This window comes from Streptomyces sp. NPDC002623, from assembly GCF_053592635.1.
In genome coordinates this window covers 98,265-104,264 of the sequence record NZ_JBSFWB010000001.1, presented here as the reverse complement: position 1 = coordinate 104,264, position 6,000 = coordinate 98,265, and the positions used below count along the sequence as shown (strand labels likewise).

4 protein-coding genes are annotated in these 6,000 nt (G+C 68.0%); 1 reads left to right on the top strand and 3 read right to left on the bottom strand.

Annotated features, from left to right (window positions below; translation table 11 throughout):
- Positions 1 to 175: 175 nt before the first annotated feature.
- Positions 176 to 2,296, bottom strand: a complete 2,121-nt coding sequence (locus ACWD4O_RS00395) for a DNA gyrase/topoisomerase IV subunit B (protein WP_451275924.1) — start codon at positions 2,294 to 2,296, stop codon at positions 176 to 178.
- Positions 2,297 to 2,739: 443 nt separating this feature from the next.
- Between ACWD4O_RS00395 and ACWD4O_RS00390 the strand changes: the two genes are divergently transcribed.
- Positions 2,740 to 2,970, top strand: coding sequence for a DUF7455 domain-containing protein (locus ACWD4O_RS00390; RefSeq protein ID WP_328479314.1), 231 nt, complete (start codon positions 2,740 to 2,742; stop codon positions 2,968 to 2,970).
- A 138-nt stretch (positions 2,971 to 3,108) separates the two neighbouring features.
- Here the strand turns inward: ACWD4O_RS00390 and ACWD4O_RS00385 are convergent, their stop codons facing one another.
- Together ACWD4O_RS00385 and ACWD4O_RS00380 are read right to left on the bottom strand one after the other, a co-directional pair.
- On the bottom strand, positions 3,109 to 3,975 hold the full coding sequence (locus tag ACWD4O_RS00385) for a serine protease (RefSeq protein ID WP_451275921.1): 867 nt from the start codon (positions 3,973 to 3,975) through the stop codon (positions 3,109 to 3,111).
- A 133-nt stretch (positions 3,976 to 4,108) separates the two neighbouring features.
- Complete coding sequence (locus ACWD4O_RS00380) at positions 4,109 to 5,653, bottom strand: RNA polymerase sigma factor (protein ID WP_451275919.1); 1,545 nt, start codon at positions 5,651 to 5,653, stop codon at positions 4,109 to 4,111.
- Between the last annotated feature and the right edge of the window lie 347 nt (positions 5,654 to 6,000).

Below are 6,000 nucleotides of genomic sequence, written 5' to 3'. Positions count from 1 at the left end.
GCCGGAGACGTAACGACCCGACCTCGGGGTCGACCGGCCCATCCGTCACCCAGGCCATTGCGCACCCAGGCCATTCCGCCGTCCCGGCCCCTCCACCGAACCGACACGCTCACCGAACCCTACGGATCCGGCGCCAGCCTCGGCCCGGACGTCCTGCCCAGGCCGAGCGCAGCGGCTACGCGTCGATGCGGGACCGGTCCAGCGTCGCCGCCGAGCTGGAGATGAACTCCTTGCGCGGCGCCACGTCGTTGCCCATCAGCAGATCGAAGACCTGCTCGGCGGAGTCCAGGTCGGAGAGGTTGATGCGACGCAGGGTGCGATGGCGCGGGTCCATCGTCGTCTCGGCCAGCTGGTCGGCGTCCATCTCGCCGAGACCCTTGTAGCGCTGGATCGAGTCCTTGTGCCGGATGCCCTTGCTCTTGAACTCCATGAGCCTGTCGCGCAGCTCGCGGTCCGAGTACGTGTACACGTACTTGTCCTGGCCCTTCTTGGGCTGGACGAGCTCGATGCGGTGCAGCGGCGGCACCGCGGCGAACACCCGGCCGGCCTCGACCATGGGCCGCATGTAGCGATGGAACAGCGTCAGGAGCAGCGTGCGGATGTGGGAGCCGTCCACATCGGCGTCGGTCATCATGATGATCTTGCCGTAGCGGGCCGCGTCGATGTCGAAGGTCCGGCCCGAGCCGGCTCCTATGACCTGGATGATCGCGCCGCACTCGGCGTTCTTGAGCATGTCGGTCACGGACGACTTCTGGACGTTGAGGATCTTGCCCCGGATCGGCAGCAGTGCCTGGAACTCGGAGTTCCGGGCGAGCTTCGCCGTGCCGAGCGCCGAGTCTCCCTCGACGATGAACAGCTCGCTGCGCTCGACGTCGTCGCTGCGGCAGTCGGCCAGCTTCGCGGGCAGGGAGGAGGACTCCAGTGCCGTCTTGCGGCGCTGCGCGTCCTTGTGCTGCCGGGCCGCGATACGCGTGCGTGCGGCGGCGACCGCCTTCTCCATGACGACCCGCGCCTGAGCCGCGTCATCGCGCTTGGTGGAGGTCAGGAACACCTTGAGCTCCTTGGAGATCACGGTGTTCACGATGCGCCGGGCCGCCGAGGTGCCGAGGACCTCCTTGGTCTGGCCCTCGAACTGGGGCTCGGCCAGCCGGACGGTGACGACGGCGGTCAGGCCCTCCAGGGCGTCGTCCTTGACGATGTCGTCCTCGGCGACGCGCAGCATCTTCTTGGCGCGCAGCACCTCGTTCATCGTCTTGGCGACCGCCTGCTCATAGCCCGCGACGTGCGTGCCGCCCTTGGGCGTGGCGATGATGTTGACGAACGACCGGAGGGTCGTGTCGTAGCCGGTGCCCCAGCGCATCGCCACGTCGACGCCGAGCTCACGGGTGACCTCGGTCGGGGTCATCTGCCCGTGGTCGTCCAGGACCGGGACCGTCTCCTTGAACGTGCCCTGCCCGGTGAAGCGGAGGACGTCGCAGACGGGCTTGTCGGTGGCCAGGTACTCGCAGAACTCGCTGATGCCGCCGTCGAAGCGGAAGGACTCCTCGCCCTTGCTGCCGCCCTCGCCGAGACCGTACTCGTCACGGACGACGATGGTCAGGCCGGGCACCAGGAACGCGGTCTGGCGGGCGCGCTGGTGGAGGTGCTCCAGGGAGAGCTTGGCGTCCTTGAGGAAGATCTGGCGATCGGCCCAGTACCGCACGCGCGTGCCGGTGCGGTTCCTGGCGATCCTCTTGATCTTGCGCAGGCCGCCCGTCTCGAACTTGGCGTCGGGGCCGTCCGCAGCGAAGGCGCCCGGGACTCCTCGCCGGAAGCTGATCGCGTGCGTGTTGCCGCTTCGGTCCACTTCGACGTCGAGTCGGGCGGACAGGGCGTTGACCACGGAGGCGCCGACGCCGTGCAGACCGCCGGAGGCGGCGTAGGACCCGCCGCCGAACTTGCCGCCGGCGTGCAGTTTGGTCATGACGACCTCGACGCCGGACAGTCCGGTCTTGGGCTCGACGTCGACGGGGATGCCACGGCCGTTGTCACGGACCTCGACCGAGGCGTCGTCGTGGAGGATCACCTCGATGTGGTCGCAATAACCGCCCAGGGCCTCGTCGACTGAGTTGTCGATGATCTCCCACAGGCAGTGCATCAGACCACGGCTGTCGGTCGAGCCGATGTACATACCCGGGCGCTTCCGCACGGCCTCGAGGCCCTCGAGGACGAGCAGGTGCCGCGCGGTGTAGTTGGAACCGTCCCGGTCTGCTCCTGCCAGCAGCGCTGTGGACGGCACGGACGTTTCGGCGGTCACGCGGTTCGCTCCTCGCTGAATTTCAGTTGGGGCCCTTCTGGGTAAGGGCGCGGCTTGGGTTGCCGCCAAGAGGGTACCGAGGCCTGGTAGAGCCGTTGTAACGCCACCCTCGTCTGAACTCACCCTAGTCGAGCGTCGCATGCATGTTCGATCCCTCGATGGAGTGAAGTACATATCACGTTCCCTTCGAGGCATGAACCATTTAGGCTCCGGGCACGTCCTCATGAACAAACCGGCAATCCAGCCGGGAGGATCGAACCATGACCGACAGCGCGAAACCGTAAGCCATAGACCACGCAATACGGCACATTCGCCGCCAAACCGGCAGCAGACGGCCACCTCGGGAAAGATTTTTTCGAGGAGAAGCCACGAGCGGGAACGTTTTGGGGCTGGTTGGATGTTGACCCTGGTACGACAGCTCGTCGAGCTAGAGAAGAGGCGACGTGACTACTGTTCTGACCCCCGCGAGCCCGCTGACGGCCGCTGACCGCTGCGACCGCTGCGGCGCCCAGGCGTACGTGCGCGTCGTCCTGCTCAGCGGCGGAGAACTGCTCTTCTGCGCCCACCACGGCCGCAAGTTCGAGCCGGAACTCAAGAAGATCGCCGCTGAGATACAGGACGAGACGGAGCGGCTGACGACCGTGCCGGCGTCCTCGTCCGAAGAAGAGCGCTGATCCGACGCGTCTACGACGAGCCAGAACCGGCACAGGCCGGTACACGGGCGGCCGTCCCTGCTTCCAAGGGGCGGCCGCCCGCTCTTGCGGGCTCTAAGGCCCGATTGACGGCGTCAGCCTCGCCGAGGGAAGACCCGCTCAGGCCCCACCAGGGGCCTGGCGGGACCCTCGGGTGGCGACGTCCCACTTCAGCGTCCGTACGGCGTCGGACACCCGCGTGTAGACACCCGGGCTCCCCGGCCGCCCACAGCCGCTGCCCCACGACACGAGACCGATGAGCCGACCCTGCGCGACCAGCGGTCCCCCGCTGTCCCCCTGGCAGGCGTCACGGCCGCCCCGTACCTCTCCGGCGCACACCATGCTCCGTGCGACGTACATGCCGTCGGCCGAAGCGGGATAGGCCTGCTCGCAGAGCGCGTCGGCCAGTACATGGACGCGAGCCGCCCTCAGGCTGTGGGCGTACGCGCCGAAGCCTGTGATGTCCCCCCAGCCGTAGACGACGGCGTCCGCGCCGGGCTCGTAGGCCGCATCTCCCTCCGCGGCCATGCCGATGACCGCCGCCGCCGGGAGCGACCCCGCCAGGGTGAGTACGGCGAAGTCCCCGGCATTGCTGGCACTGTCGTAGCCCGGGTTCACCCAGACACTGCGCACGGAGACTTCCTGGCCCGCGTCCGAGTACAGGTCCGTGCGGCCCGCGACGACCTTCAGGTCGCCCACCTGCCCCGGCGGCCCTCCCAGGACGTCCTCGCCCAGGCAGTGGGCCGCCGTGAGCACGGTGGACGGGCCGACCGCCACGCCTCCGCAGAACTGCCCCGAGCGCATACCTCCGAACCGGTCACGGCTGGACAGCGCGACCGCCCACGGGCTCTGGGAGACGTCGACCGGGAAACCGCCCACGACGACGCCGTCGGAGGCCGCCGGGGCGGCGGAGGCCAACGGTATGGCCACCAACGCGGCCACCAGGATCAACGGCCGGGACAAGGCCCGGACAAGGGGACGACGCATGCGCGCTCCTCACTCTGGAGAGGTCGATGAACACCCAGAGTGATTCAGCGTCCGATGCCCCGCACCCGCGCGCCCACGCCGAAGGCCCGGTTCCCCTCGGGGAGCCGGGCCTTCGGCGTCGTACGACTACGACCTAGTCGAGGTAGTCGCGCAGCACCTGCGAACGGGACGGGTGGCGCAGCTTCGACATGGTCTTGGACTCGATCTGGCGGATGCGCTCGCGCGTCACGCCGTACACCTTGCCGATCTCGTCGAGGGTCTTCGGCTGACCGTCGGTGAGACCGAAGCGCATCGAGACGACGCCCGCCTCGCGCTCGGACAGGGTGTCGAGGACGGAGTGCAGCTGCTCCTGGAGGAGCGTGAAGCTGACCGCGTCGGCCGGGACGACGGCCTCGGAGTCCTCGATGAGGTCACCGAACTCGCTGTCGCCGTCCTCGCCCAGAGGGGTGTGCAGCGAGATGGGCTCGCGGCCGTACTTCTGGACCTCGATGACCTTCTCCGGGGTCATGTCGAGTTCCTTGGCCAGCTCCTCCGGGGTGGGCTCGCGGCCCAGGTCCTGGAGCATCTGGCGCTGCACGCGCGCGAGCTTGTTGATGACCTCGACCATGTGCACCGGGATACGGATGGTGCGGGCCTGGTCGGCCATCGCGCGGGTGATCGCCTGACGGATCCACCAGGTGGCGTACGTGGAGAACTTGTAGCCCTTGGTGTAGTCGAACTTCTCGACCGCGCGGATCAGACCGAGGTTGCCCTCCTGGATGAGGTCCAGGAAGAGCATGCCGCGGCCGGTGTAGCGCTTGGCCAGGGAGACCACCAGACGGAGGTTGGCCTCCAGGAGGTGGTTCTTGGCGCGGCGACCGTCCTCGGCGATGATCTCCAGCTCGCGCTTGAGCTTCGGCGCGAGCTTGTCGGCGTTGGCCAGCTTGTCCTCGGCGAACAGACCGGCCTCGATGCGCTTGGCGAGCTCGACCTCCTGCTCGGCGTTGAGCAGCGGGACCTTGCCGATCTGCTTGAGGTAGTCCTTGACCGGGTCCGCGGTGGCGCCGGCAGCGGCGACCTGCTGCGCGGGCGCGTCGTCCTCGTCCTCGTCGGACAGCACGAAGCCGGCGCTCTCGGTGCCCTCGGGCTCGTCGCCCTTGGGAGCGTCCTCGAGGGCCTCTTCCTCGACCAGCTCGGCGTCGTCCTTCTTGGCGGTGGTCTTCTTGGCCGCCACCGTCTTCTTGGTGGCGACGGTCTTCTTCGCGACCGCCTTCTTGGCGGTCGTCGTCTTCTTGGCGACCGCCTTCTTGGCGGGGGCGGCTTCGTCTGCGGGGTCGTCCACAGCGGGTACGGCAGGGGCGGCCGTGGTACTGGCGGTGGCCTTCCTCGTCGTCACCGTCTTCGCCGCGACCGTCTTGGTGGCGGTGCGCTTGGCCGGACTCTTCGCTGCGACGCTCTTTCGGGTGCGCTTGGGCTCCGCGGCACTGACCATCAGCGTCACACCCTCTTCCTCGAGGATCTGGTTGAGGCTGCGCAGTACGTTCTTCCACTGAGTGGCCGGAATCTGGTCAGCTTCGAAGGCCCGACGCACATCGTCGCCGGCGATCTGCCCCTCAGCCTTTCCCCGCTCAATGAGCGCCATGACAGAGACGGACTCGGCGATCTCCGGCGGGAGCGTACGGGATGTGCTGGCCGACACGAACAACCTCTCGGAACGTTGGAAAACGGCTTCCGGCCCCGTCCAAGCGGACGAGAGCCGACCACCGGCCTCGGGGTGGGCCGACGGCGCGGGCGGGGGCCGGGAGGATGCACAGCGCCTTGAACGGCGTCCGTATTCCCTCTGCGGCTGTTGCCTCTTAGGTCATCGCGTTGTTTCCACAAGCGTTACGCCCAATCTTCGTGGCCCGAGTCACACCCCGTAAGCGCCCAAAAACGGTCAGACACGAGCATATGAGGTCACCCGTGACACCTACCCGGACCTTCGCGACCGAATCCCGCCACGTCGACCGTCGGACCCCGCAGACCCGGGACGGGTGCTGCGGGGTC